This window comes from Mesorhizobium sp. NPDC059054, assembly GCF_042739215.1.
Taxonomy (GTDB): Bacteria; Pseudomonadota; Alphaproteobacteria; order Rhizobiales; family Rhizobiaceae; genus Mesorhizobium.
This window is the reverse complement of the sequence record NZ_JBHYHV010000001.1, coordinates 126,400-149,658: the sequence shown is the minus strand read 5'-3', so window position 1 is coordinate 149,658 and position 23,259 is coordinate 126,400. Positions and strand designations below refer to the sequence as shown.

Sequence of the window (23,259 nt, the reverse complement as noted above, 5' to 3'; positions counted from 1 at the left end):
GCTTATGCCGCCAGCGGCGCGCGCTTGGTGAGGTTGAGCTTCTTGCGCACCTCTTCCGGTCCGAGCACCCTGGCGCCGAGATTCTCAACGATACCGACCGCACGCTCGACCAGTTGCGCATTGGTGGCAAGCACACCCTTGTCCAGCCAGAGATTGTCTTCCAGCCCGACGCGCACATTGCCACCGCCCAGCACGGACGCAGCGACATAGGCCATCTGGTTGCGGCCCAGCGCAAAGGCGGAGAACGTCCATTCCTTCGGCACGTTGTTGACCATCGCCATGAAGGTGTTGAGGTCATCCGGCGCGCCCCATGGCACGCCCATGCACAGTTGCACCAGCGCATCGGGTGCCAGCACCTTCTCTTCCACCAGTTGCTTGGCGAACCAGAGATGGCCGGTATCGAAGGCCTCGATCTCGGGTTTCACACCCATCGCCGTCATCATGCCGCCCATGGCGCGCAGCATGCCGGGCGTGTTGGTCATGACGTAATCGGCTTCGTTGAAGTTCATCGTGCCGCAATCCAGCGTGCAGATCTCCGGCAGGCACTGACGCACATGTTCGACGCGGTTGGACGCGCCACCCATGTCGGTGCCCTGCTCTTTCAACGGCAGCGGATTTTCGACATCGCCGAACACCATGTCGCCACCCATGCCGGCGGTCAGGTTCAGCACGACGTCGACATTGGCATCGCGGATGCGTTCGGTGACCTCGCGGTAGAGATGAACGTCGCGGCGTGGCTTGCCGGTATCGGGATCGCGCACATGGCAATGCACGATCGCAGCGCCTGCCTTGGCCGCCTCGATGGCAGAATCGGCGATCTGCTTGGGCGAACGGGGCACATGTGGGCTGCGGTCCTGCGTGCCGCCAGACCCGGTGACGGCACAGGTAATGAAAACCTCGCGGTTCATCGCAAGCGGCATTCGCTTTTCCTCCCGAAATGCTCTTGACCGATCATTGCGCCGCTTGTGGAAGTCTGTTTTGCGTTTTACGAAACAAACATGGCAAAAATCGAAAGACCATCAATCTTTCTTGCCGAGCGCGCGTCGCTCAGGGTGACGTTCCTTGTCTTCTCCGGTGCGTCGATCATGTGCGTGGCTTCCGCGCTCGATCCACTGCGCGCAGCCAATCGTATCACCGGCGAGACGCTGTTCGACTACCGGCTTGTCTCCATGACCGGCGACGCGCCAGTGACCACCTGCGGCCTGCCCGTTGCCGTCTCAGGGCGTTTCGATCCAGCGGAAGCGGCTGACATGCTGGTGGTGATCGCCGGCTTCGGCACGCAGAATTATGCGACCTCCGCACTGCTGGCCGGCCTCCGGCGGGCGGCGCGCACCGCGCGCGCCGTAGGCGGCGTCGAGGCGGGGACCTGGCTGGTCGCGCGCGCCGGCCTGCTGGAAGGGCGCAACGCCACCACGCATTGGGAAGACATGGAGGATTTCATGGCCGCCTTCCCTGGTACCGACGTACGCCCCGACCGTTATGTCATCGACGGACCGGTCTTCACCTCGGGCGGGGCCTCTCCGACCTTCGACCTGATGCTGCATCTGGTGCGTTCGCGGCTCGGCATGGCGGTGGCGCTCGATGTCGCCAGCGTCTTCATCTACGATCAGGCCCGCGCCGCAACCGACGCGCAGCCGCTTGTCTCGCTCGGTCGGCTCGACGGTTACGATCCCCGTCTCGCCCAGGCAATCCGGCTGATGGAAGCGCATGTCGACCAGCCACTGACGATTTCGGCGATTGCCAGACGCACGGGCGTAACGACACGGACATTGGAGACCATTTTCTTCCGCTCCATCGGCGAGACGCCCGGCGCCTATTATCTGAGGCTCCGCCTCAATGCCGCCCGCCGCCTGGTCGTCGACACGCGCATGGCCATGGCCGATATCGGCGCGCGCACAGGATTTTCCTCCGCCGCCGCATTCTCCCGCGCTTTCTCCCGTGCTTTCAGCGAGGCACCGACACGGTTCAGGCAGAAATAGTTCGTCAGCGAAAATCAGCCGTTCGCGAGCAGCCAATCGACCGCGGCAGCAAGATCCTCCACCACAACGGTCGGCGGTGGTTGGAAGCGCGTTTCGTCACCGGCGCGGTATTTGCCGGTGCGCACGAGGAGAGCCGTCTTCAAACCCGCTGCCAGGGCACCGGCAACATCGCTTTCAGCATCGTCTCCAACCATTGCCGCCTGTTCGGGTTTGCAATCCATGTTTTCCAGCGCGGCACGGAAGAACTCCGGCGCGGGCTTGCCGATGACGGTAGCCTTGACGCCGGTGGCGAACTCAAGCGCCGCTACGAAAGCGCCGGCGTCCAGGCTGGGTTGGCCATCGCTGTCTTTGAACACGCGGTTGTTGGCAAGCGCGAGGAAATCGGCTCCCGCCATCAATTGGCGGAATGCGCCGTTGAGCACGCCATAGTCGAAGGATTCGCCACCATCGCCCAAAACCACTGCGGGCCTCCCCTGGAACTGCGGCCCGTCGAATTCGGGCACGAGCTTCGGATGGACGGCAAGGTGGGGCGTACGATGGTTCTTCTTCAGCCAGGCAATGGCCGCACCGGCGGGTGTGATGACCTCATGGTCGGCAACTGAAATCCCGAGGCCGGCGAGTTGCTCGACAAGCGCCCGCCGCGGCGTGCGGGTCGTGTTGCTGACAAACCGAACCGGCAGACCAGCGGCACGCAATCGACTGATCGCTTCGGCGGAACCCGCTATGGGGGCTTCACCGTCATAGACCACGCCGGCAAGGTCGAGGAGCACGGCACGCAGCATTGCTGGATGATGACGAGCGAAGTCCGTCTCGTCAAACCATGCGAGTGCTCTTTCGACCTTCCGCATCCCGCATCACAAATTTTGCCTTGTGATGACGAACACGGTGCCGGGTGGATCTATGTCCGATTTTTGCTTTTGATGATTGCAGTCGGTTGGCTACGCGGCGGTGCGACGATCGCCGTCGATCCAATCGCGCATTTGCCTGGCAAGATGCGCTTCGAAGCGGCCGGCCACCGCGCGATCCCATTCGTTCGACACTTTGGCGTCGCTGGTAGGGCGCGGCATCGACATCAGCCGGTCGATGATCGAGCCTGCATGCTCACGCGACAGAAGGGCGTCGATTTCGTGTTCGGTCTGCATTCTTCGCCTCCTTTCGATTCGTGCTGGCGAGGCCTGTATATAGGAAACCTGTGACGGCTTCTTGAAGGCAAGCTCAAGGCGATTGAAAGGCAGTTTGAGAAAATTGCGTCACGAAAACGTGCAGATATGGTGATTTCATTTCACCATCGATTACTCGACTAATGGATTCTGGAATTTCTTTCCGAACAACACCGTCGTCAAACCGCTCTCCCACTCCACATCGGGATAGCGATCTTTCTCCTCGTAGCCGAGTGCCCTGTAAAAAGCCTGGCTGCGCACATTGAAGCTGTCGGTTTCCAATCGCACCTGGGTTTGACCAACCGCACGGATGGCCTTTTCGGCTTCATTCATCAACGCGCGGCCGATGCCAAGGCGCTGGTGGCGCGTGCCGACATGCAAGGCATCGATGAAATCGTCCTGCCAACTCACCAGTCCGGCCACCTCGCCATCGACGATGGCAATGAGGAAATCGAGCCCCTGCGCATCGACGAAGCTGCCACCGACATCCGTCTCGAGATAGCGCCGTGCGGCCAGAGGCGTGATTTCCGGCCGCCAGGTACTTTCGAAGGTTTCACGCAGGATACGCTTCAAATCGGGAAAATCTGCCTCGGTCGCGGGCCGGACCATAACCTTGGGAGCTTTCCTTCCGTCCATATGCAATGCGTCACCTGTAGCCATTCCAATTACTCCTGCTGACCGATGCCAGCGCCCTGCCAACAACGCCGGTCTCGCCCGGACCGGGGCCTTTCACAAGCCCCTTCTTCCTCTCCGCGCTGAACCAGCGCAGTGCGACCCGATAGACAAACATCGTGCCGATTACCTGTCGCGTAATTGGTTCCGGTTTGCGGACGGGGGAAAAGGTCAGCGTCAAACCCGAAACAAAGGAAACAGACCATGACCGACCTGACCGCCATCGCCCAGAACTATGTCGCCGCCTGGAATGAGACCGATGCCGCGCGCCGCGCCAGCCTGCTCGACACAGCCTTCACCCGGAATGTCAACTACCGCGACCCGATCATGCAGGGCGACGGGCACGACGGCATGTCCCAGTTGATCGAGGGCGTGCAGCAGCAGTTCCCGGGTTTTCGCTTCTCGCTGCGCGGTACGCCGGACGGCTTCGGCGATTACATTCGCTTCTCGTGGAATCTGGGCCCCGAAGGCGTGGATTCGGTGATCGAAGGCACGGATATCGGTGTGATCGAAAATGGCCGATTGAAGAGCGTCACCGGCTTTCTCGACAAGGTGCCGGCGCAATAAATCTGCTCTATTTCTGCCCTCCCCTGGACGGGGAGGGCTGGTGCTCACACCGCGCTGCGGATCGCAGGATAAAGCGCGCGATAGCGTTTGTAAGCGTCCTCGAAAGCGCCAGCCAAAGCTTGCTCCGGTTCGATGGTGGCAGCAATGGCCGGACCGGTGCAGACAGCGAGCGGATCCGCACCGCTTGCCGCGATAAGACCAAGCCGCGCTGCGCCGAAAGCGGCGCCAAAATCGCCATCGGCGGGTACATCGACCGGAATGCCAAGTGCGGTGGCGATCGCCTTCAGCCAATAGCGCGAGCGCGAGCCACCGCCGATCGCCGTCACGCGCTCCAGCGTCGTGCCAGCCCGATGCAGCGCTTCCAGACTGTCGCGGAAGGCAAAGGCAACGCCCTCCAGAACCGCCTGGGTCAAGGCAACCCTATGCGATTCATGCCCGAGCCCGACAAAAGCGCCGCGAATGGCCGCATCATTGTGCGGCGTGCGCTCGCCCGACAGATAAGGCAGGAAGGTGACACCGCCGGGCGCCTTGAGCGCATCGCCGAGTTCGCCGGTCAGTTCGCCTGCGCTCTTACCGGTGATGCCCGAAAGCCAGTTGAGCGAGTCCGTTGCCGACAGGATGACGCCCATCTGGTGCCAGGTTGCCGGCAAGGCATGGCAGAAGGTGTGCACCGCGCTTTCCGGATTGGGCAGATAGGAAGCGTTAGCGGCAAACAGCACGCCTGACGTGCCCAACGAAACGAAAGCATGCCCTGCTCCGACCGTGCCCATGCCGCAGGCGGAAGCGGCGTTGTCGCCAGCCCCGCCGGCAACCGGAATGCCGGCGCTCACGCCCCATTCCGAGGCGAGTTCAGCACGCAGCCCTCCTGCCTTCTCGGTGCCCTCGACCAGGGCTGGCATGTGTTTCTCGTCGAGTTCCGTCGCGGCCAGAAGCTCGCCCGACCAACGCCGCTTTTCGACATCGAGCCAAGAAGTGCCCGCCGAATCCGACATTTCGGAAATGTGCTCGCCGGTCAGCCAGAGCCTCAGATAGTCTTTCGGCAACAATACCTTCGCGACCTTGGCGAAAATGGCCGGCTCGTTCGCCTTCACCCAGGCGAGCTTCGGGGCGGTGAAACCTGGAAAGACAATATTGCCGGTGAGCTTGCGGAAACGCGGATCGGCGTCGAGTTTGGCGGCTTCGGCAAAGCTGCGCGTGTCGTTCCACAGGATGCAAGGCCGCAGCACGGAATCGGCGGCGTCGAGCAGCGTCGCGCCATGCATCTGGCCGGACAGACCGATGCCTTTGATCGACGAGAATTCCTTGGCGTGGCTCGCCTTCAGCTCGGCGATTGCCTCGCGGCAGGCACGAACCCACTCGGATGGATCCTGCTCCGACCAGCCGTGATTTGGGCGCGAAACATCCAGGGAGGCATGGCCCGAACCGATAATGGCTTGCCCGTCGTCAATCAGCAGCGCCTTGACGCCGGAGGTGCCGAGATCGAGCCCGAGATACATGCCTTCCTCCCCATTCGGTCAACGTGCGATCCGGTGCCACCTTGTCGACCCTCCTCAAAACCCGGGCAACAGACGGCCTCAACGCATTCTTATATTTTTCGAGATCCGAAAAATATTGTTGGCCAGTTCTACTTTAAGGGTCTGGCCGGGTCAATTCGTGCCGAGAGCAACAGCGCGGCGGGTGAACAAGGTCGACAATGGGCTTTCCGGCCGCGCCAATGCGCGTTCTGCCGTCAACGCTCGCGCCAGCTGCGCGTTACCGTCGCGCAAGGCAGCCTCGATCAGTGTCAGATCGATGACGTCGCGCTGCGCGTGGCTGCCGCCGAAGCGGTGCGCGACCGCTCGGATCGGCCACAGCAGCCGCACCGTCTCTTTATAGTTACCTTCGCCGAAGGCTTTCACGGCAAAGGTCACGGGATGACCGACATCACGCGTGAAGGCGGCATTGTCATCATCCGCCTGCATCGCCTCGCGCTGCGTTTCGAGCAGCGTTTTCGCCGGCGCCTCCAGTCCAGCTCCAACAAAGGCCATCATGGCATGGGCGTCGTTGAAGGCGTAGTTGCCGGCGGCAGCCTTTGGCGCCCAGTTTGCAGCCAAGGCAGCCCAGCGATCGCCGACGTCAATGCCGCCGAGATGCAGGCGCCACAGGATCGCCGAGGCGTCGACCATGTTGAGCGACAGCGTCGAACGCTTGCCGTAGATCGGTCCGTCGAACAGCGACAGCACCTCATCCACCTCACCAAGGTCGTAGTGGAACAATGCCAGATGCCACCAATTGTGCACCTGCAGGAAACTCTCCCGCGTCCAGCCTTCCTTGTTCGCATGCATCCAGGCAATGCCGTCGCGCTGGCGGCTTTGCATCTCCATGACATGGGCAACCGCGTGCTGTGCCCAGCCGTCACGTGGTTCGAGCTCGATGGCCGCGCGGCCGAACTGTTCCGCGCGCTGATAATCTCCCATCTCTTCCAACCCGAACGCCTGCATGCCGAAAATGGCGTGGCAGCCCGGCATCGTCTTGTCCCACGCGGGCAGCGCACGGCCGATGCGGTCGCGCAGCATGCGGGCATTGCCGGTGAAGAAGTCGATCTGATGCCCGGCCTGCAAGGCAAGCGCATCGAGTGGGAATTCGATCGTCAGCTCTTCCAGCACGCGCGAAGCCTCGTGCCAGCGCCCCTCAGCCAGATGACCGAGCGCGGCGACATGACCCTGTTCTCGCGTTGTCGTTGCAAGCGGCAGCGCCGCCTCGTGGCAGGCGCGCGCGACGGCCATTGCCTCGCGCTCGGTCGACAGGCCGAACAGATAACCTTTCAACACATGCGCCATGACAAATCCGGGCGTCTCGGCAATCGCCCTGTCGACTGAACCGACAGGATCACCGACGAAACGCTGCAGTTCGGAAATGCCGCGCAGATAGTGCTCCCGAGCACTCGCCGAGGCGCCCGTCAATGCAAGGCCGGATGTATCAATGATCGTCATTGCGACCAGTCCTGTCCACAGGCTCCAGCCATACGATTTTGCGAAAATGTTTCAAGAAGGGTCCGGCTTTGCCAACTCGAGGTATTTCCGAATATTCGCAATTTATAAACCATGGAAACAAACCGTGTTTGGAGGCGCGAGGCAAATCATGGCTTCTTTGTGGCGGCCTGATCGACGGTGCGGGGATCGTCATGGGGTTTTGTCGAGGGGAAAGGTCGGTAAGCAGTTTATTTGAAAACATTATCCTGAGGGAAAGATTGATGCAGCAATCTGTATCGGCACGGCGGGACCGGGCGCGTGTTTCCTTGCGCGCAAAATTCGGATTGCTCGCCTCTACCTCGCTTTTCCTGGGCGTTCTTCCGATTGCGCCTGCAACGGCGGCATGTGTTCTTACGGCCACGGCAGGCAATGACACCGTCATCTGCGACAGCGGCACGACCGTTGGGAACCTCGTCGATAACGCTGGCGACAACACTCTGCTCTTCCCGGCTGGAGGCACCGGCCAGATCACCGGCAACGTCACCTATGGCCCCGGCGCCGACCGGATCGAAATGCAGTCCGGCACCATTACCGGTACGGTGGAACAGGGCGACGGCCAGGACAGCTTCGTCATCGGCGCAGGAACGGTGAACGGCAATGTCCAGCAGGGCGCCGGCATCGACGATTTCCAGATGACCGGCGGCCAGATCGGCTCGCTCAACCAGGGGGACGGGCTCGACACCTTCTTCATGTCGAATGGGCGCATCGTCGATTTCTTCGACGATGGCGACCGTGCCGTCATGACCGGCGGCCGCATCGGCCGCGTCAACATGAAGCTCGACAAGAACTATTTCAACATGTCCGGCGGTACCATCGACCGCAACCTCGTCACCGGCTTCGACCAGGATACCGTCATCATCTCGGGCGGCACGATCGGCGGCAATATCAGCGTCAGCGGCGGCAATGACAGCGTAACTGTAACAGGCGGCTCGATCGGCGGCGATGTTCTGCTCTCCTTCGGAGAAGACACGTTCAACTGGAACGGTGGCGGCATCATCTACGGTACGATCGACCTCGGCGGAGACAATGACACCGCCACGCTCAGCAATCTCAACAACGGCAATCTCGGTGCAACGAAAGCGATCAGCGGCGGGCTCGGAACCGACGCACTCACCCTTTCCAACGTCGATTTTTCCAATGTCTCCCGGCTGCAGAACTGGGAAACCATCAACGCCACCAACGATACCGAGCTGAAATTCGGCGGAACACTCGCCCTGGGCGATACCGGTACCGGCACGGGCACACTCAACGTCGATGCAACCAGCACGCTTTACGGCGGCGGTGGCAATGGCGGCGTCTCTGCGTTTACGGCCGGGCAACTCGCCAATGTCGTCAATGCCGGCCGCATCGATCTCACCAATGGCGGCGACAGCCTGACCGATACCTTCACCATTGCCGGCAACTACACCGGCAACAACGGGCTGCTGTTACTGCAGACCGCGCTTGGCGACGATTCTTCCGCTTCAGACAAGCTCGTCATTTCCAACGGCACGGCCAGCGGCAGCACAAGTGTCACCGTCGTCAATGTCGGCGGCGCGGGTGCCGCCACCACACAAGACGGCATCATGGTGGTGCAGGCTCTGAACGGCGCCACCACGACCAGCAGCGCTTTCGCGCTCAACGGACCCGTCGCGGCAGGCGCCTATGAATATTATCTGTTCAAAGGGGGCGTCAGCGCCGGCAGCAACGAGAACTGGTATCTGCGCTCGACGCTGGTTTCCTCCACCACCGATCCCGCTCCAGCACCTGACCCGCTGGAGCCGACACCGCCACCACCGCAACCGATAACACCCGAAGCTGAGCCACCCGCTCCGCCCCCTGTCGCGCCGCCGCCGCCCGTACCACCGGAAGCCACGCCGGCCGATCCCGATCCGGTCGATCCGGCGCCTCCGGTCAACGAGACCGATGCACAACCCGTGGCGCCACCGCCGCCCCCCGCCGTGGCGCCGGCCGATCCGCCGCCGCCGCCACCTGAGGTTCCGACGACACCGCCATTGTCGGCCAATGCGACGCCTCCTTCTCCCGGCGCCACACGTGTGACCGGCTCCGTGGTGCCGCTCTACCGTATTGAGGTGCCGACCTACACGGTGCTGCCACCGGCGGGCTACTATCTGATGAGTGCCAATCTCGGCACCTTCCATGAGCGGCGCGGCGAGCAGATCCTGCTCGGTGGCGTCGGCATGCTGCCGGGCAGCTGGGGCCGGGTATTCGGCCAGGATGCCGAGATGAAATGGGGCGGTAACATCGCACCGACCTTTGACGGTCATCTGTTCGGCTTCCAGGCGGGTACCGACCTGATCGGCTGGGAAGGGCCATCCGGGCACGAGAATCGTGCCGGTCTGTTCATCGGCCATACCAGCATGGACGGCGACATCCGCGGCCAGGCCCTGGGCTGGAACAACCTCAGCGTCGGCGACCTCGACCTCGGCGCCACCAGCCTTGGCGCTTACTGGACCCATATCGGCCCGGGCGGCTGGTATCTGGACGGCGTTATCATGGGCACCTGGTTCGACGGCAACGCGACATCCAACCGCAACGTCGGCATCGATGTCGACGGGACGGGTGTCACACTGTCACTCGAAGGCGGCTATCCGATCCAGCTCTCATCGGAATGGACGCTGGAGCCGCAGGCCCAGTTGATCTGGCAACATCTGTCGCTGGACGGGCAGCGAGATCGGTTCTCGACCGTCTCCTTCGACAATGACGACAGCGTCACCGGCCGGCTCGGCTTGCGCTTGCAAGGCATAATGCCGATGGGAACCACCATCCTGCAACCTTACCTGAAAGCCAATCTCTGGCACGACTTCGATGCTACCGACCGCATCAATTTCGGCAGTGACCCGATCGAGGTCGAGCGCGGCGGCACGTCACTGGAGGTTGGCGGCGGTGTGGTAGCAAAGCTCTCGGAAGCGCTGAGCCTCTTTGCGACTGCCGACTACACGACCAATCTCGGCGGCGAAAAGCGCCGGGTCTGGGAAGGCAATCTCGGTCTCAGCGTGAAATGGTGAAGCCAAGCGGGGCTGCCTAGGCAGCCCCGCCCTTCCTTCTCAATTGCCAGACCGCATCGCCACCGTGGCGATACCGGCGCCAACCAGAAGCGTGCCCCCGGTACGGTTGAAAATGCGGATCGCCTTCGGGTTGCGCACGACATTGCGCGCCCGCGAGGCAACCAGCGCATAGCCAAAGGCATTGGCGAAAGCGAGCGTCAGGAAGGTTGCCTCGAAGACCGCCATCTGCGTCCAGAAATTGCCGTGACGGTCGATGAACTGCGGCAGGAAGGCGACGAAGAAAGTGATGCTCTTGGGGTTGAGTGCCGTGACAAGCCAGGCGTGTGCCATCATCTTTGCAGCAGAGACGGCGTCGTGGCGTGGCGTCGCTTCCAGCGTGCCGCCGGCACGGAACAGCTTGATGCCGAGATAAACCAGGTAGGCGGCGCCGATCACCTTCAACACCGTGAAGACGGTGGCGGAAGCAGCCAGCAAAGCGCCAATGCCCAGCATGGATAGCGTCATGGCGGTGAAATCGCCCAAGGCTACCCCCACCGCCATCGGTAGCGCCGTTCGCCAGCCCTGCCCCAATGCGTAGGAGACGACGAGCAGGATCGTGGGGCCTGGAATGATGAGAAGAATGGAAGAGGCGGCAGCGAAAGCCGCCCAGTTTTCGAAGGACATGGGTCTCTCCTGTTAAAGAACAGGATAAATCCCTGCCTTCAGGCGGATGTAAAGCGGTTTTTGCAGCCCTTTCTGGCGCCGCAAACAGGTGTCAGATCGCGCCGGTCGGCCCGCATTGCGCATCGTCCGTGACAACGCACGCGATGCCCATGATGGCCTATGAGAGCAGTACCATATCGGTCGTCGCGGTCCGCCATGTGAAGGCCCGTTCCAGGTTCGACAATCAGAGTTCAAGGATCGACTGAACAGATAGGCGTGACCCGTGCCGGCATTGTGACGGAAGCAAGGAGTTTTGGTGCGGGAGCCGCCGGAAGTACGGCAGTGCAGGTGACCCCATTTCCGACAGAAGGCTGCAAAAGCAGGGCTCACAAGGGTTTCACGCTTTTTAAACCATGAATCGTGAAAATGCCGTGCATCCGGCGGGCATGTGATCCCAGCCGTTCGTATGGGGTAAAGTGTGCATGCGTAAGCCGCAAGACCTGACGCCTTCGTCTGGCGTCGCCTTCCCGGAATCCGACACCATCGTCTCTCGTCGCGCCGTGCTTTCCGGCCTCGGCATCATGACCCTGCTTGGCGCCTCAGGCTGCTCGCAGACCCTCGACATCCCATCGCTCGGGCCGATCGGTCCGTCGAACGGCATGCCGCCGCTCGATGACATGTCGACCGGCGCGATCCGCCCGATCCCGCCGATAAGCGTCGACAGGAACATCACCGACAACAGCGCGATGTACGCGTCGTTGACCGACAATGGCTTCGTCATCCCGGCCATCCCTTTCCAGAAGGTCAAGCCGGAATTTCGTCGCCAGATCGTTGTCGACCCGACCGGCGAAGCGCCCGGCACCATCGTCGTCAGGCTCAATGAGCGTCATCTCTACTGGGTTCAGGAAGGTGGCGAGGCGATCCGCTATGGTGTTGGCATCGGCAAGGCCGGCTTCGAATGGAGCGGCCGCGCGGTCATCCAGTACACAAAGGAATGGCCTACCTGGACGCCGCCCAGGGAGATGATCTCACGCAAGCCCGAACTGGTGAAATGGGCAAGCGGCCAGCCCGGTGGTCTCGACAACCCGCTCGGAGCGCGTGCGCATTACATCTACAAGGACGATCAGGACACGGGCTATCGCGTCCACGGCTCGCCGGAATGGTGGACCATCGGCACGCAGGCTTCGTCGGGCTGCGTCCGCATGATCAACCAGGACGTCATCGACCTCTACAACCGCGTCAAGGCATCGCCGACGAAGGTGCCGATTGTGGTTGCTTAAGGACAGGGAATAGTGAGTGGCGAATAGGGAGTAGTCGAAGAGCCGCTCCCTTCGCCTCACCATTCACTACTCACTATTCGCTACTCACTCCCCTAATCGATTAAACTCCCCGTTGCGTCGGGCCGGAATACAGGCGAAAATTCCGGCTCACATGCATCGGGAGGATTGCAGGATGGCCGGAACTTTCGTCATCGCCCAGGGGGGTGGCCCTACCGCCGTTATCAACCAGACGGTGGTCGGCGCGGTCCTTGAAATCCGCAAGACACATCCCGGTGCGCGCGTGCTCGGCTCCCGTCACGGCGTGCGCGGTATTCGCGACGGCGACTATGTCGACCTCAGCGACATGCGTGAGGATCAGCTGAGGCTTATTGCCCGCACCCCTTCGGCCGCACTCGGTTCCACCCGTGACAAGCCGGATGCCGCCTATTGCGAACTGGTGCTGAAGGGCCTGCAAAAGGCCGGCGCCGATGCCTTCATCTATATCGGCGGCAACGACACCTCCGGCACACAGCAGATCCTCACCGACGCCGCCGGCGGCAAGATCGCCTTCGTGCATGCGCCGAAAACCATCGACAACGACCTCGTCGAAAACGACCACACGCCGGGCTTCATCTCGGCGGCGGAATTCGTTGCCGGCGCCTTCCTGTCGGTGGATCTCGATTTCCGCGCCCTGCCCGGCATCTATGTCGGCATCGTCATGGGCCGCCATGCCGGTTTCCTCACTGCGGCGTCCGCTGCCTGGCGACTGGACGGAGACAGCGGACCGCACCTTGTCTATGTGCCCGAACGTGCCTTCTCGGTCGACAGCTTCATCGAAGACGTAAAGGCGACGATGGCCAAGCACAAGCGTTGCATCGTCGCCGTATCCGAAGGCGTCTCGACGGCGGATGGCCGCTCGCTGGTCGAGACCATCGTCGGCTCCGACAAGGTCGAGCGCGACGCGCATGGCAACGTCAAGCTGTCCGGCAGTGACCTCAACCGCGCATTCGAGCAGGCACTGGCCGAGAAGCTGCCTGGTAAGCGCGCCCGCGTCGATGCGCTTGGCTATATGCCGCGCGGCTATATCGGCGCGATCAACCCCGTCGACGCGCAGGAAGCCTTCGACGCGGGCGCCTTTGCTGTGGGTGTGGCTACCGAGGGCGGCGGCTCCGTGGCGTTACAATATGACGGCCGCGAAACAGTGTTCAGGAAAGTGCCGTTGAGCAGCGTAGCCGCCAAGACGAGGCATATGCCTGACGATTTCATGCTCAAGGACGCCAGCGGCCTTTCCGAGACGGGTCTCGCCTATCTGCACCGGCTCGTGCCGGCCAAATACCAGGTGGGCAAGCCATTCGTGTGAGGATGCCGACATGACAGGCTGGTTCGGCAAGAGGGCGCTCGACCCGGCGCTGACGCTCATCACCGAGCCCTTCGTGCACCCCTATATGAGCGCCAACATCTGGCACCTCAAAGGGCGCGATGTCGACCTGCTGGTCGATACCGGCATGGGCATCTGCCCACTGACGCCGGAGATAGACATGCCCGTGGGCAAGCCACTGCTGGTGGTCGCAACCCATATTCATCTCGATCATGTCGGCTCGCTGCACGAGTTTGCAGAGCGCGCCGGGCCTGCGCAAAGTGCGGCTGAATTCGCCCGCATGGGCGAAACCGCCACCTATGCGCAAGAATTTCGCGAACTGGAAGGCGCGGTGTCGCGCCTGCCGTATCCCGGCTGGCGTCTCGAAGACTATCGCATCGAACCGGCGGCGCTGACACGCGTGCTGGACGAAGGCGATACCGTGGATCTCGGCGACCGGCGTTTCACGGTTCTGCATCTGCCTGGTCATTCGCCGGATTCGATCGCGCTTTTCGACGAGCATGACGGTCTCTTCTTCAGCGGCGATGCAATCTATGACGACACGCTACTCGACGACCTGCCCGATTCCGACCCCGTTATCTATCGCCGCACCATGCAACGGCTGCTCGACCTACCGATCAGCATGGGTCATGGCGGCCATGGTCCGAGCTTCGATCGTAAACGGATGCAGGATATCGCGCAGGGTTATCTGAGAAGAGGATGAGCCCCTCTGCTGGCGGCTGGCCATGGAGGCAAGCAACGGTTCGGGTGGTGCAGACGTCGCGTTAGCTACAAGAAAAAGGCGCCGCACGGAGCGACGCCTTTCTTGCTGATTTGTAGTGGGATGATCGGTGGCTCAATCGACCCGGTCGAACTCAACCGACCTGCTCGTCCCAACCGGAGATCGCCTTGACTTCAAGGAAGTCCTCAAGGCCCCACTTGCCGCCTTCGCGGCCGAGGCCCGAGGCCTTGTAACCACCGAAGGGGCTGCCATAGGGCCGGTCGGCGCCGTTGATCTGCACCATCCCGGCTCGGATGCGGCGCGCCACGCGCTGCGCCTTGGCCTTGTCCTGCGTCTGGACATAACCCGACAGGCCATAAGGCGTGTCGTTGGCGATCTCTATGGCATCCTCCTCGGTATCGAAGGGGATCATCGCCAGAACCGGCCCGAATATCTCTTCACGGGCGATGGTCATGTCATTGTTGACGTCGGCGAAGACGGTCGGGCGGACATAGTAGCCACGGTTGAAGCCCTCCGGACGGCCGAGGCCACCTGCAACGACGCGCGCACCTTCCTTGATGCCGGCCTCGATCATGCTCTGCACCTTGTTGAACTGCACCTCCGAAGAAAGCGGACCGATATGGTCGCCATCCTCGGCCGGGTTGCCGACCTTGACAGTGGCGGCATAATCCGCAGCCAGGCTGACGGCGCGGTCATAGACCGGGCGTTCGACGAGCATGCGGGTCGGGGCGTTGCAGGACTGACCGGTGTTTTCGAAGCAGTGCGCCAGACCGCGGGCGATCGCATCCGGCAGGTCCGAGTCGGCAAAGACGATGTTGGGCGACTTGCCGCCAAGTTCCAGAGCGACACGCTTGATGCCATCGGCGGAAGACTTTGCCACCGCGATGCCGGCGCGCGTGGAGCCGGTGAAAGACATCATGTCGATACCGGGATGGCGCGACAGCGCTTCGCCGACCGTCGGGCCATCGCCATTGACCATATTGAACACACCGGCCGGGAAGCCGGCATCTTCCATCATCTCGGCGAAGACAATGGACGAGACCGGCGCGATCTCGGACGGCTTCAACACCACCGTGCATCCGGCGGCGATCGCCGGCACTACCTTCAACGTCACCTGGTTCATCGGCCAATTCCACGGCGTGATCAGACCGCAGACGCCGATCGGCTCGTAGACGATATGCTCTTGCTTGTTGCGCTCGCTGAGCGGCGTTTCGAAATGGAAGTCCTTCAGGGTGCGGATGAAGGCCTTGATATGGCCGGCACCGCAGGCAGCCTGGGCTTCGAGTGCCAGTTTGATCGGCGCGCCCATCTCATCCGAAATGGCCTTGGCCATATCGTTCATCCGCTTGTTATAGGACGCAAGCAGGCGCTCCAGCGCTGCCAGGCGTTCCTCGCGGCCGGTGCGGCTCCAGCTTTCGAAAGCACGGCGGGCGGCGGCGACCGCCTTGTCGACATCGGCGGCGGAGCCCAGCGAGATGACGGCAAAGGGTTGCTCGTCAGCTGGGTTGATGACTTCGAGTTCCTTCGGCGCGACCGGCGCGACCCACTTGCCGTCGATGAAGAAATCCGTCTTGCGCAGCATTCTCTTCTCCCTGTTCGCGACTGTTCTAACAGCCGGCCCGACGAGCGCGGGCGTGAAACCGACATGGTTTTTAGCGTTGCGGCAGTGTTCTAGCTTTGCCCTGTGGCCTGACTCAAGCCTCAGCGTGGAGCCTGCGTGATGCCAGAGGATGAGATAAGAAACAGGCTTTCAAGTCTGCTTTTAAGCAGTTTTTGGGCGCCATCAGTTGACGATGCGTATACGACGTCATGAACGCCGGCTTAGTATGCTTTTGCATATCGGCCAGATGCCCAATCTGCTATCTATTTGTAATTATTAAGATAAATCCAGAAGGTAGCGCTCTGCTTCGGAGTTTCAAGGATCGTTTCCATGGTCCAATCGGCACATTTTCGTGATTGGAAACTCGTTTGGGGCACTCCCAGATATGCCCTGTCCGAACGACGCGAATTCCTCCCAAGAACACGCCGCATGACGGACAGACATTGAAATTCGGAGTACGAAAATGAAAAAGATTGCTCTTGCTACTGCTGCTCTCCTGGTTGCCGCTGGTTCGGCTTTCGCGGGCAGCGACAACTTCGACGCCTATGCCGGCTCGAACCCGCAGGCTGTTGGTTCGACCGTCGACAGCGGCTACACCGCTTCGGTGAATAGCGGCTCGCACAACGCCAGCAACACCGTGATCAAGCCGATCACCGATGGCGCCCCGCGTCTCGGCGGCAACAGCTAATCATAGCTGATATGCCTGCCGGCATGGCCGGCACAGAAAAAGCGGTGGGCTTGCCCACCGCTTTTTTTCGTTTTGCCTCACCACAAAATTCTCCGCACGGCCGACCGACACCGTCATGCCGGCGCGGTGTCCGTTCAGCTTCAGGGATGATGGCCTCTTATCCCTCTCCGTGACGTCAACTTTTTCACGTCAAAAACAGCAATCTCGTTCACTGAATAGAGACAATCCGTTCAGAGTCTACTGAACGATGGTTCAGTATGGTTTTTGATACCAGTCTGCAACGACACAATTAAGCTACTGAAAAACAAGTCTTTTTACAAACGCATGTGTCATCAAAATCAAACTTCAAGAACCATTTTTGCATAGCAGATAAACATTCTCGTGATTGGAACCTTTCGCACGGCATTCCCATTTCTGTGTGGTCCGAACGACGAGATTGCCTCCCAAGAGACCACGCCGCTTGACGGACGGAAAAAGAAATTTGGAGTACGAAAATGAAGACCATTGCTCTTACTGCTGCTGCCCTCCTCGTTGCCGCCGGTTCTGCTTTTGCCAACGGTAGCGACCACTACGGCTCGAACTTCACCTATTCGAACGTCGACAGCTCCTACACCGCGTCGGTCAAGTCCGATGCAGTCAAGCACGACGCCGTTTCCACTGTGAAGCCGATCACCGACGGCGCTCCGCGCCTGGGTGGCAACAGCTAATCATCGACCGACAGACAAACTCATTGCAAAATTTGGAGATACGAAAATGAAGACCATCGCTCTCACCGCCGCCGCCCTCCTGGTTGCCGCTGGCACTGCTTTCGCTGGTAGCGATCACTATGGCTCGAACTTCACCTATTCGAACGTCGATAGCTCCTACACTGCTTCGATCAAGAACGGTTCGGCTTCCTCGCAGGAAACCGCGAAGACCATCACCGACGGTGCTCCGCGCCTGGGCGGCAACAGCTAATTCAGAGCTGACCAAGCTGTCGGCTCGCACCGACAGCCGGTACCAAAAGCGGTGGGCTTGCCCACCGCTTTTTTGCTTGTGCGGATCGCGGCTTTTGCCGGCCTCCTCAAAATGCCTGGCGAAAGCGCGATCTTGACGAACAATGCCACGGCAATGAAAGGCCCTGATCATTCTGCATGCGTTCACCATCAGGCAACTGTCCGTTCAAGCGTCCTGAACATCGGATAGACGCCGCCACCACGCAGAAACGACATTCTGCTCTATGTGCATGAAAATAAAAGTTTTATTCGACCAAAATGACACCTACGGACGATTTCAAGGGACAATCCGGGCATCGCGATGAACATTCTTGTGATTGGAACCTTTGGTCGGCCATTCCCATTTCTGTCTTGTCCGAACGACGCGATTACCTCCCAAGAAACACGCCGCTGACGGACGGAAAAACCGAACGTTGGAGTTTAAAAATGAAAACCCTTGCTCTTACCGCTGCTGCCCTTTTGGTTGCCTCTGGCGCCGCTTTTGCCGGCAGCGACAATTTTGATCCCTATGCCGGTTCCAACCCGCATGCGACGACCGTCGACACGGGGCATACCGCTTCAATTGCCACGCACAGCGCTGCGCTGCAGTGGCTCGACGGCGGCAAGGCAACCTCCGCCGACAAGGCTGACCAGGCTGCCATCGATTATCGGGCCGACCATTTCGGCAGCCGCTGAAGCGGCCTCATCTAGAATGCAAAAAGCGGTGGGCTTGCCCGCCGCTTTTCGTTTTGGTGTCGCCAGCAAACTGCCCCGCCTGCAGCTGGATTATACCCATCGTGAAAAACCACCTTCATGACCAGTTGCATTATGCAATCAGATTCTGTATACCGGTTGCATATCGCAATTGGTTTATAGGAGCCTGAGATGTCCAAGCTGGTGGTTCGCGCATTCTCGATTTCGCAAGATGGTTTTGGCGCCGGGCCGAACCAGAGCCTTGAAAACCCGCTCGGCGAAAACGGAGAGAAATTGCATGAGTGGTTTTTCGAAACACATACCTTCAAGACCATGCTCGGCCAGGAGGGCGGATTGAAAGATGTCGATGAGGAATTCGCCGCGCGCAGCTTCGACAATCTCGGCGCGTGGATTCTGGGCCGCAATATGTTCGGACCGGTGCGCGGACCCTGGCCAGATGAGAGCTGGAAAGGCTGGTGGGGCGACAACCCACCCTATCACGTACCGGTCTTCGTGCTGACGCACCATGCCCGTGCGCCGATCAGCATGGAAGGCGGCACCACCTTCCATTTCGTCACCGGCGGCATCGAAGACGCGCTGGCGCAGGCCAGGCAGGCCGCTGCGGGCAAGGATGTCCGCGTCGGCGGCGGCGTCGAGACGCTGAAACAATATCTGAAGGCGCGGCTGGTCGACGACCTGCATCTGGCCGTCTCGCCCTTCCTGTTGGGCTCCGGCGAGAACCTGTTTTCGGATATCGATCTTGCCGCACTCGGCTATCGGATCACCGACCGTGTGCCGACCCAGAAGGCGACACACCTGACCATCGTGCGTGAGGGTATCTGACGCCCGTCAGCCCGGTCGATCAAACGAAAACAAAGAGGGCCTCGCGGCCCTCTTATCAATTGTGCCGAACCTGATCAGACGTCAGGCTGCCTTGGCTTCGGCCTCGTAGTGGGCGAAGGAGCGACCGCTCTCGTCAAAGATATGCAGGTCCTCTGGGCTCGCGGTCAGCTTGAGAACAGCGCCGCGCTTGATTTCCAGATTGCCCGGCAACTTGGTCACCAGCGGCTGGTCGTCGCCGCGACCGATATCGAGATAAACGAGTTGCACCTCGCCAAGCTGCTCGATGTAGTCGACCGTGCCTTCAAACAGCGCACCGCCTTCTGCGTCGGTGGCGATGTGAAGGTCTTCAGGCCTGACCCCGAAGCTGATGCTCGTGCCCGCAGCCTTTTCAGGTGTCTGAATGGGAGCATGAGCCACAACTCCGCCGGGCAGTCTCACCGCCGTCGGTGCACCGGCCCGCTCGATCGTGCCCGCCAGGATGTTCATGGCCGGCGAGCCGATGAACTGGGCGACGAACAAGTTGCCCGGTCGCTTGTAAAGTTCCATCGGCGTGCCGACCTGCTCGATATGACCATCCTTCAGCACCACAATGCGGTCGGCCAGTGTCATCGCCTCGACCTGGTCGTGGGTAACGTAGATCATGGTGGTGTTCGGCATCGATTCCTTCAGCTTGGCGATCTCGATGCGGGTGGCGACGCGAAGCGCCGCGTCGAGGTTCGACAGCGGCTCGTCGAACAGGAAAACCTTGGGGTTGCGTACGATGGCGCGGCCGATGGCGACGCGCTGGCGCTGACCACCCGACATCGCCTTGGGCAGACGGTCGAGATATTTGGTGAGCTGCAGGATCTCGGCGGCCTGTTTGACGCGGCGATCGATCTCTTCCTTCTTCTCGCCGGCGATCTTCATGCCGAAAGCCATGTTGTCGTAGACCGTCATATGCGGATAGAGCGCATAGGATTGGAACACCATGGCGATACCGCGCTTCGATGGTGGCACGTCGTTCACCCGCTCGCCGGCGATGTTGAGATCGCCCGAAGTGATTTCCTCAAGACCGGCGATGGAACGCAACAGGGTGGACTTGCCACAACCGGAGGGGCCGACAAAGACGATGAATTCGCCCGATTTGATGTCGAGGTCGATGCCGTGAAGAATGTGGATGTTGCCGTAGGATTTCTTCACTTGCCTGAGGGTCAGATCGGCCATTGTTTTCTCCCGTTTATTTTATTGGCTCAGGCGAGACGCCCGAACCAGGCTCCATAACCGCCAAGGCGAAGCTTGCCGGTCCCCGACTGCGATGAAAAACCATGTCCTGCCAAAGGTTGCAAGCCGCCGCCGAGGTCTACCTCGGTGATGCTGCTGCCGAGATTGAAGGCGCAGACGATGCGCTCATTGCCCTCCTGGCGTGAGAAGACGACGACATCGCCCTGTCCCTGCACGAACTCGATATCTCCCTTCACCAGCGCGGGATGGGCGCGGCGGAAGGCAAGGAAGCGTCGATAATGCTGGAGCAGCGACGTGCTGTCGCTCTCCTGCACGTTGACTGCCTTGGACAGATGTTCGCCCGGCACGGGCAGCCACGGCCTGGCACTCGAGAAGCCACCATGGGGCGACGCTGCTTCCCACACCATCGGCGTGCGGCAGCCGTCGCGGCCCTTGAATTCCGGCCAGAAACGGATGCCATAAGGATCCTGCAGATCCTCGAAGGCAAGGTTGGCCTCACCGAGGCCGAGTTCTTCGCCCTGATAGATGCAGGCGGAACCGCGCAGCGACAGAAGCAACGCCGATACAACCTTGAGATAGGCAGCCGGATCGGTCTCGCCGGCAGCCCAGCGCGAGGCATGGCGCACCACATCGTGGTTGGAGAAGGCCCAGCACGACCAGCCGTCGCTGGCGACGCGGCCGAACGCCTCCAGCACAGCGCGCACCCTGGCGGCGCTGATCTTTTCCGGCGCCAGGAAATCGAAGGAATAGCACATGTGCACACGCTTGCCGCCGGCGGTGTAGGCGGCGACGACCTCCAGTCCGCGCTGGGAATCGCCCACTTCACCGACGGCCGCCGCGGCGGGATATTCATCCAGCAGCGCACGGAACCGCTCGAGAAAGCCGAGGTTTTCAGGCCGGCTCTTGTCGTAGATGTGGTCCTGGTAATTGTAGGGATTGACCGACGGGGCGGTCTGGTCGTTGCGCTCTTCCGGCGGCAGCGCCGGATTGTTCTCCAAGCCTTCGCTGTGGAAGTAGAAGTTGATGGTGTCGAGACGGAAACCATCGACGCCACGCTCCAGCCAGAAGCGAGTGACGTCGAGCAGCGCGTTCTGGACCTCCTGGTTGTGGAAGTTCAGGTCAGGCTGCTCGGACAGGAAATTGTGCATGTAATACTGCTGGCGGCGGGTATCCCATTGCCAGGCCGAACCGCCGAAGATCGACAGCCAGTTGTTGGGCGGGGTGCCGTCGGGCCTGGCGTCGGCCCACACGTACCAGTCGGCTTTCGGATTGTTGCGGCTGGACCGGCTTTCGGCGAACCAGGGATGGATATCGGCGGTGTGCGACAGCACCTCGTCGATCATGACCTTGAGGCCGAGCCGATGTGCCTCGGCCACCAGCACATCGAAATCCGCCAATGAGCCGAACATCGGATCGACGTCGCAATAGTCGCTGACGTCATAGCCGAAGTCTTTCATCGGGGACTTGAAGAAGGGTGATATCCAGATGGCGTCGACCCCCAGTGAAGCGATATAGCCGAGCCGGGCAGTGATGCCCTTGAGATCGCCTATGCCGTCGCCGTTCGTGTCCTGGTAGGAGCGCGGGTAGATCTGATAGATCACCGCGCCGCGCCACCAGTCACGATCGGCTGCCGGCATGGCTGCCTCGGCCTTGCGCTGCACTGCTTGCTTCACCATCAACCTCCTTTGACTGAACCCGCCAGCAGGCCACGCACGAAGTAGCGCTGCAGCGAGAAGAACACGATCAGCGGCAGGATGATCGTGATGAAAGCGGACGTCGTCAGGATGTCCCAATCGCCGCCGCGCGAACCCAACAACGCGTTGAGCTTGCCCGTCAGCACCAATTCGTTGGCACCTGTCCCCAAGAAAACCATCGCCACCAGCAGATCGTTCCATACCCACAGGAATTGGAAGATGGCGAAGGAGGCCAGCACGGGGAAGGACAGCGGCAACACGATCTTCATGAAGATCTCGAAGTCGCTGGCCCCGTCTATGCGGGCCGATTCCATGATTTCGCGTGGCAGACCCGCGATGTAGCTCCTGAGCAGGTAGATGGCAAAAGGCAGGCCGAAACCCGTATGCGCCAGCCAGATGCCGAGATAGGTCTTGGACGGAACACCGAACAGATTGCCGACGCCATTGTACATTTCAAGCAGCGGGATAAGTGCCATCTGCAGTGGCACCACCAAAAGACCGATGATGACCGCAATCAGAAGCGCACGTCCCGGAAACCGCATCCAGGCCAGTGCATAAGCAGCGAAAGCGGCAATCATGATCGGGATGATCGTTGCGGGAATGGTCACCGTCAGCGAATTCAGGAAAGAACGGCCGACCCCCTCGGATGTCAGCACGTTGCCATAGTTCTCGGTGGTGAACCTTGGCGGGACGGTCGATGAGAAGTAAACACGCTGGCCGCGCGATCCCTCGAATTTCTTGGTGGAGGACTGCACATAGCTGCCATCGGCATTGATCTGCAGTGTTTCGCCCTCGCCGAGGTCGGCCGTTGTTCCAACCTGGAACTTGGTCGGCTCCTGGGCACGAGCACCGAAGGCCGAAATCTGGCTGGTACCCGGATTTTCAAAGACATTGCCTTCGATGACGAACTTGCCGTCCTTCTCGATTTGTTTGTCTGGCTCGGCCAGGCGTACCTGCTGGACCTGCGTGGAGCTGAAGAAGGAGGCCCACCAGCCCGAGCCGACGATCTGGTCTTTGTCGCGCAGGGACGTGACGAGAATGCCCAGCGTAGGAATCGTCCAGACCAGCACAAAAAGCAGCGCCGCGATGTGGACTGCCCATTTGCCCAATGGGGACCTACCTGCCGATTTGCCGCTTGCCTGCGCCATC

The 23,259-nt window shown here is 60.9% G+C and carries 22 protein-coding genes; 11 read left to right on the top strand and 11 right to left on the bottom strand.

What is annotated here, in order from left to right; genetic code table 11:
* Window positions 1-2 precede the first annotated feature (2 nt).
* A complete protein-coding gene (locus ACFWXH_RS00720; protein ID WP_379116636.1) occupies window positions 3-920 on the bottom strand; it encodes a 3-keto-5-aminohexanoate cleavage protein in 918 nt (305 codons plus the stop codon).
* Between the two features lie 78 nt (window positions 921-998).
* Between ACFWXH_RS00720 and ACFWXH_RS00715 the strand changes: the two genes are divergently transcribed.
* Window positions 999-1,979 carry a GlxA family transcriptional regulator gene (locus ACFWXH_RS00715; RefSeq protein ID WP_379116634.1) on the top strand — a complete coding sequence of 327 codons (981 nt, stop codon included), beginning with the start codon at window positions 999-1,001 and terminating at the stop codon, window positions 1,977-1,979.
* Between the two features lie 14 nt (window positions 1,980-1,993).
* On the opposite strand, the gene ACFWXH_RS00710 is transcribed toward ACFWXH_RS00715, so the two are convergent.
* The 3 genes from ACFWXH_RS00710 to ACFWXH_RS00700 all read right to left on the bottom strand — a co-directional run bounded on the left by ACFWXH_RS00710 (window position 1,994) and on the right by ACFWXH_RS00700 (window position 3,799).
* A complete protein-coding gene (locus ACFWXH_RS00710; RefSeq protein WP_379116632.1) occupies window positions 1,994-2,827 on the bottom strand; it encodes a TIGR01458 family HAD-type hydrolase in 834 nt (277 codons plus the stop codon).
* 90 nt (window positions 2,828-2,917) lie between these two features.
* Window positions 2,918-3,121: a hypothetical protein gene (locus ACFWXH_RS00705; protein WP_054309308.1), complete on the bottom strand. Its 204-nt coding sequence runs from the start codon at window positions 3,119-3,121 to the stop codon at window positions 2,918-2,920.
* A 150-nt stretch (window positions 3,122-3,271) separates the two neighbouring features.
* Window positions 3,272-3,799 carry a GNAT family N-acetyltransferase gene (locus tag ACFWXH_RS00700; RefSeq protein ID WP_379116630.1) on the bottom strand — a complete coding sequence of 176 codons (528 nt, stop codon included), beginning with the start codon at window positions 3,797-3,799 and terminating at the stop codon, window positions 3,272-3,274.
* Between the two features lie 216 nt (window positions 3,800-4,015).
* Here ACFWXH_RS00700 and ACFWXH_RS00695 point away from each other — a divergent pair, with 216 nt between their 5' ends.
* Window positions 4,016-4,378 carry a nuclear transport factor 2 family protein gene (locus ACFWXH_RS00695; RefSeq protein WP_379116628.1) on the top strand — a complete coding sequence of 121 codons (363 nt, stop codon included), beginning with the start codon at window positions 4,016-4,018 and terminating at the stop codon, window positions 4,376-4,378.
* A gap of 44 nt (window positions 4,379-4,422) precedes the next feature.
* On the opposite strand, the gene xylB is transcribed toward ACFWXH_RS00695, so the two are convergent.
* The gene (xylB, locus tag ACFWXH_RS00690) at window positions 4,423-5,874 is read right to left on the bottom strand and encodes a xylulokinase (RefSeq protein ID WP_379116627.1); all 1,452 of its coding nucleotides are present in this window, start codon (window positions 5,872-5,874) and stop codon (window positions 4,423-4,425) included.
* Window positions 5,875-6,024: 150 nt separating this feature from the next.
* On the bottom strand, window positions 6,025-7,350 hold the full coding sequence (locus tag ACFWXH_RS00685; protein WP_379116625.1) for a tetratricopeptide repeat protein: 1,326 nt from the start codon (window positions 7,348-7,350) through the stop codon (window positions 6,025-6,027).
* A 260-nt stretch (window positions 7,351-7,610) separates the two neighbouring features.
* Here ACFWXH_RS00685 and ACFWXH_RS00680 point away from each other — a divergent pair, with 260 nt between their 5' ends.
* The gene (locus ACFWXH_RS00680) at window positions 7,611-10,397 is read left to right on the top strand and encodes an autotransporter outer membrane beta-barrel domain-containing protein (protein ID WP_379116623.1); all 2,787 of its coding nucleotides are present in this window, start codon (window positions 7,611-7,613) and stop codon (window positions 10,395-10,397) included.
* 39 nt (window positions 10,398-10,436) lie between these two features.
* On the opposite strand, the gene ACFWXH_RS00675 is transcribed toward ACFWXH_RS00680, so the two are convergent.
* Entirely contained in the window at window positions 10,437-11,060 is a 624-nt protein-coding gene (locus ACFWXH_RS00675) for a LysE family translocator (protein ID WP_379116621.1), read from the bottom strand.
* A gap of 461 nt (window positions 11,061-11,521) precedes the next feature.
* Here ACFWXH_RS00675 and ACFWXH_RS00670 point away from each other — a divergent pair, with 461 nt between their 5' ends.
* The 3 genes from ACFWXH_RS00670 to ACFWXH_RS00660 all read left to right on the top strand — a co-directional run bounded on the left by ACFWXH_RS00670 (window position 11,522) and on the right by ACFWXH_RS00660 (window position 14,379).
* Window positions 11,522-12,319, top strand: a complete 798-nt coding sequence (locus tag ACFWXH_RS00670; protein ID WP_054309314.1) for a L,D-transpeptidase — start codon at window positions 11,522-11,524, stop codon at window positions 12,317-12,319.
* Window positions 12,320-12,491: 172 nt separating this feature from the next.
* Window positions 12,492-13,658, top strand: coding sequence for a diphosphate--fructose-6-phosphate 1-phosphotransferase (locus ACFWXH_RS00665; protein ID WP_379116619.1), 1,167 nt, complete (start codon window positions 12,492-12,494; stop codon window positions 13,656-13,658).
* 10 nt (window positions 13,659-13,668) lie between these two features.
* Window positions 13,669-14,379, top strand: coding sequence for an MBL fold metallo-hydrolase (locus tag ACFWXH_RS00660; protein ID WP_379116617.1), 711 nt, complete (start codon window positions 13,669-13,671; stop codon window positions 14,377-14,379).
* Between the two features lie 151 nt (window positions 14,380-14,530).
* Here ACFWXH_RS00660 and ACFWXH_RS00655 read toward each other — a convergent pair whose 3' ends face one another.
* Window positions 14,531-15,979: an aldehyde dehydrogenase family protein gene (locus tag ACFWXH_RS00655; RefSeq protein WP_054309317.1), complete on the bottom strand. Its 1,449-nt coding sequence runs from the start codon at window positions 15,977-15,979 to the stop codon at window positions 14,531-14,533.
* A gap of 481 nt (window positions 15,980-16,460) precedes the next feature.
* Here ACFWXH_RS00655 and ACFWXH_RS00650 point away from each other — a divergent pair, with 481 nt between their 5' ends.
* The 5 genes from ACFWXH_RS00650 (at window position 16,461) to ACFWXH_RS00630 (ending at window position 19,195) form a co-directional block, all read left to right on the top strand.
* Window positions 16,461-16,685, top strand: coding sequence for a DUF680 domain-containing protein (locus ACFWXH_RS00650; protein WP_054309318.1), 225 nt, complete (start codon window positions 16,461-16,463; stop codon window positions 16,683-16,685).
* A 494-nt stretch (window positions 16,686-17,179) separates the two neighbouring features.
* Window positions 17,180-17,392, top strand: a complete 213-nt coding sequence (locus ACFWXH_RS00645) for a hypothetical protein (RefSeq protein ID WP_054309319.1) — start codon at window positions 17,180-17,182, stop codon at window positions 17,390-17,392.
* A gap of 46 nt (window positions 17,393-17,438) precedes the next feature.
* Complete coding sequence (locus ACFWXH_RS00640; protein WP_054309320.1) at window positions 17,439-17,642, top strand: DUF680 domain-containing protein; 204 nt, start codon at window positions 17,439-17,441, stop codon at window positions 17,640-17,642.
* 464 nt (window positions 17,643-18,106) lie between these two features.
* Window positions 18,107-18,355 carry a DUF680 domain-containing protein gene (locus ACFWXH_RS00635; protein WP_054309321.1) on the top strand — a complete coding sequence of 83 codons (249 nt, stop codon included), beginning with the start codon at window positions 18,107-18,109 and terminating at the stop codon, window positions 18,353-18,355.
* Window positions 18,356-18,544: 189 nt separating this feature from the next.
* Window positions 18,545-19,195, top strand: a complete 651-nt coding sequence (locus ACFWXH_RS00630) for a dihydrofolate reductase family protein (RefSeq protein ID WP_379116614.1) — start codon at window positions 18,545-18,547, stop codon at window positions 19,193-19,195.
* An 81-nt stretch (window positions 19,196-19,276) separates the two neighbouring features.
* Here the strand turns inward: ACFWXH_RS00630 and ACFWXH_RS00625 are convergent, their stop codons facing one another.
* The 3 genes from ACFWXH_RS00625 to ACFWXH_RS00615 are packed head-to-tail and all read right to left on the bottom strand — an operon-like array spanning window position 19,277 to window position 23,258.
* A complete protein-coding gene (locus tag ACFWXH_RS00625) occupies window positions 19,277-20,398 on the bottom strand; it encodes an ABC transporter ATP-binding protein (protein WP_379116612.1) in 1,122 nt (373 codons plus the stop codon).
* Between the two features lie 26 nt (window positions 20,399-20,424).
* Window positions 20,425-22,092, bottom strand: coding sequence for an alpha-glucosidase (locus ACFWXH_RS00620; protein ID WP_379116610.1), 1,668 nt, complete (start codon window positions 22,090-22,092; stop codon window positions 20,425-20,427).
* A complete protein-coding gene (locus ACFWXH_RS00615; RefSeq protein ID WP_379116608.1) occupies window positions 22,092-23,258 on the bottom strand; it encodes a carbohydrate ABC transporter permease in 1,167 nt (388 codons plus the stop codon). The genes ACFWXH_RS00620 and ACFWXH_RS00615 overlap by 1 nt, the downstream gene beginning before the upstream one ends.
* Between the last annotated feature and the right edge of the window lies 1 nt (window position 23,259).

Excerpts from the sequence above, each read along its gene's own strand:
- ACFWXH_RS00720 (WP_379116636.1), bottom strand. The coding sequence starts at position 920 with ATGCCGCTTGCGATGAACCGCGAGGTTTTCATTACCTGTGCCGTCACC.
- ACFWXH_RS00715 (WP_379116634.1), top strand. The coding sequence starts at position 999 with ATGGCAAAAATCGAAAGACCATCAATCTTTCTTGCCGAGCGCGCGTCG.
- ACFWXH_RS00710 (WP_379116632.1), bottom strand. The coding sequence starts at position 2,827 with ATGCGGAAGGTCGAAAGAGCACTCGCATGGTTTGACGAGACGGACTTC.
- ACFWXH_RS00705 (WP_054309308.1), bottom strand. The coding sequence starts at position 3,121 with ATGCAGACCGAACACGAAATCGACGCCCTTCTGTCGCGTGAGCATGCA.
- ACFWXH_RS00700 (WP_379116630.1), bottom strand. The coding sequence starts at position 3,799 with ATGGCTACAGGTGACGCATTGCATATGGACGGAAGGAAAGCTCCCAAG.
- ACFWXH_RS00695 (WP_379116628.1), top strand. The coding sequence starts at position 4,016 with ATGACCGACCTGACCGCCATCGCCCAGAACTATGTCGCCGCCTGGAAT.
- xylB (WP_379116627.1), bottom strand. The coding sequence starts at position 5,874 with ATGTATCTCGGGCTCGATCTCGGCACCTCCGGCGTCAAGGCGCTGCTG.
- ACFWXH_RS00685 (WP_379116625.1), bottom strand. The coding sequence starts at position 7,350 with ATGACGATCATTGATACATCCGGCCTTGCATTGACGGGCGCCTCGGCG.
- ACFWXH_RS00680 (WP_379116623.1), top strand. The coding sequence starts at position 7,611 with ATGCAGCAATCTGTATCGGCACGGCGGGACCGGGCGCGTGTTTCCTTG.
- ACFWXH_RS00675 (WP_379116621.1), bottom strand. The coding sequence starts at position 11,060 with ATGTCCTTCGAAAACTGGGCGGCTTTCGCTGCCGCCTCTTCCATTCTT.
- ACFWXH_RS00670 (WP_054309314.1), top strand. The coding sequence starts at position 11,522 with ATGCGTAAGCCGCAAGACCTGACGCCTTCGTCTGGCGTCGCCTTCCCG.
- ACFWXH_RS00665 (WP_379116619.1), top strand. The coding sequence starts at position 12,492 with ATGGCCGGAACTTTCGTCATCGCCCAGGGGGGTGGCCCTACCGCCGTT.
- ACFWXH_RS00660 (WP_379116617.1), top strand. The coding sequence starts at position 13,669 with ATGACAGGCTGGTTCGGCAAGAGGGCGCTCGACCCGGCGCTGACGCTC.
- ACFWXH_RS00655 (WP_054309317.1), bottom strand. The coding sequence starts at position 15,979 with ATGCTGCGCAAGACGGATTTCTTCATCGACGGCAAGTGGGTCGCGCCG.
- ACFWXH_RS00650 (WP_054309318.1), top strand. The coding sequence starts at position 16,461 with ATGAAAAAGATTGCTCTTGCTACTGCTGCTCTCCTGGTTGCCGCTGGT.
- ACFWXH_RS00645 (WP_054309319.1), top strand. The coding sequence starts at position 17,180 with ATGAAGACCATTGCTCTTACTGCTGCTGCCCTCCTCGTTGCCGCCGGT.
- ACFWXH_RS00640 (WP_054309320.1), top strand. The coding sequence starts at position 17,439 with ATGAAGACCATCGCTCTCACCGCCGCCGCCCTCCTGGTTGCCGCTGGC.
- ACFWXH_RS00635 (WP_054309321.1), top strand. The coding sequence starts at position 18,107 with ATGAAAACCCTTGCTCTTACCGCTGCTGCCCTTTTGGTTGCCTCTGGC.
- ACFWXH_RS00630 (WP_379116614.1), top strand. The coding sequence starts at position 18,545 with ATGTCCAAGCTGGTGGTTCGCGCATTCTCGATTTCGCAAGATGGTTTT.
- ACFWXH_RS00625 (WP_379116612.1), bottom strand. The coding sequence starts at position 20,398 with ATGGCCGATCTGACCCTCAGGCAAGTGAAGAAATCCTACGGCAACATC.
- ACFWXH_RS00620 (WP_379116610.1), bottom strand. The coding sequence starts at position 22,092 with ATGGTGAAGCAAGCAGTGCAGCGCAAGGCCGAGGCAGCCATGCCGGCA.
- ACFWXH_RS00615 (WP_379116608.1), bottom strand. The coding sequence starts at position 23,258 with ATGGCGCAGGCAAGCGGCAAATCGGCAGGTAGGTCCCCATTGGGCAAA.